This window comes from Pseudomonas sp. RA_35y_Pfl2_P32 (assembly GCF_963970735.1).
Taxonomy (GTDB): Bacteria; Pseudomonadota; Gammaproteobacteria; order Pseudomonadales; family Pseudomonadaceae; genus Aquipseudomonas.
Genome location: NZ_CAXAQF010000283.1, coordinates 1 through 474 on the forward strand (window position 1 = coordinate 1; position 474 = coordinate 474).

Below are 474 nucleotides of genomic sequence, written 5' to 3' on the forward strand. Positions count from 1 at the left end.
GTTGGTGGACCTGGTGCCTTCCTACACGACGCTGATGGTGCATTACGACCTGCTGGCGCTGAGTCCGGCACAGGCACGGGAGCTGATCGATCAGGCGCTTACCGACCTGCAGCCGCAGGTCCAGGGCAGCGGGCACTGTCACGTGTTGCCGGTGTGGTACGACCTGAGCGTCGGCCCTGAACTGACCTTGCTCGCCCAGCGCAGCGGGCTTGCGGTCGACGAGGTGATTCGGCGCCACAGCCAGCATCACTATCAGGTTTTCGCCCTCGGTTTTGCCCCAGGTTTTGCCTTTATGGGCCTGGTCGAAGAACAGCTCGCCGCGCCACGCCTGAACACCCCGCGCAAACGCGTGGCGCCGGGCAGCGTCGGCATCGCCGAGCGGCAGACCGCAGCCTACCCAGTGGAGTCCCCAGGGGGCTGGAACCTGATCGGCCGCACCCCGGCCAAACTGTTCGACCGCGAGCGCGATGGCTA

At 66.2% G+C, this 474-nt stretch carries 1 protein-coding gene; it reads left to right on the forward strand.

The window, feature by feature from the left end; genetic code table 11:
- A partial coding sequence (locus AACY45_RS28290) for a 5-oxoprolinase subunit B family protein (protein ID WP_339548769.1) occupies positions 1–474 on the forward strand: 474 nt, incomplete at both ends.